At 74.8% G+C, this 460-nt stretch carries 1 protein-coding gene; it reads left to right on the top strand.

The features are described from left to right. Window positions 1-124: 124 nt before the first annotated feature. Window positions 125-460, top strand: a 336-nt coding sequence (locus tag M3677_RS17165) for a DUF5319 family protein (RefSeq protein WP_251161159.1), incomplete at its 3' end; no start/stop codon positions are given.

Here is a 460-nt window from a genome sequence, read left to right as displayed (position 1 = left end):
CTGCACGGGTGCCGCCACCTCTCGGCGGGGATCACCGAGGACCGGCGCCGGGACGGCGCACGGGGACCCCGACGATCGTAGGCTGCCGCCCCCGTCACACCCCAGGGACGGCTAGCCTGGCCGGGTGAGCTCCTGGGACGACGCCTTCGGCGCGACCGGGGACGACGACTCCCCGCCGCCGCCCCCGCTGTCGGTCGAGGAGCGGGCCGGCGTGCTCGACGACCTCGCCGAGCTCGAGGTGTTCCGCACGCTGCTGGAGCCCACCGGCGTCAAGGGCATCGTCGTCGACTGCCCCGACTGCGACGAGGAGCACCACGTCGACTGGGCGCTCATGCAGGCCAACCTCCGGCAGCTGCTCGACGAGGGCCAGACCGGCCGGCACGAGCCGCCCTTCGACCCCGACCCCGACGACTACGTCAGCTGGGACTACGCCAGCGGCTACGCCGACGGGGTGGCCGCC

Source organism: Curtobacterium sp. P97 (assembly GCF_023712445.1).
GTDB lineage: Bacteria > Actinomycetota > Actinomycetes > Actinomycetales > Microbacteriaceae > Curtobacterium.
The sequence above is the reverse complement of the archived record's forward strand: the minus strand, read 5'-3'. Positions and strand labels throughout refer to the sequence as shown.